Raw genomic sequence first — 307 nt, 5'->3', positions numbered from 1 at the left:
CCCCCGGAATGGGGGCGGGCCGCACCTGTACGAATTGCTTCTTGTGCGGCCGTCGAATTACTCGGTCGCGGGGGCGGGCCTTGAGGGTGGCGGTTTACATCGGGATTGCCGATCGGGACGACTTGTCTGTGTTGCTCTGCGGGATTTACGAGGGCCGCCCGACTGGTCGAAATCGGTCGAGATCGGAATTCAGTACATATCATTCTGTCGGCGTGTGCAGGATTTTTCACTTGAATTCGTGCATCATCGCGTGGGTGGACGTCGGCGCCGGCGCCAAAGGGGCAGCGACTCCGGGCGTGGTCGTTCC

Origin of the sequence: Yinghuangia sp. YIM S09857 (assembly GCF_051388915.1) — a bacterium.
Lineage (GTDB): Bacteria > Actinomycetota > Actinomycetes > Streptomycetales > Streptomycetaceae > Yinghuangia.
The sequence above is the reverse complement of the archived record's forward strand: the minus strand, read 5'-3'. Positions refer to the sequence as shown.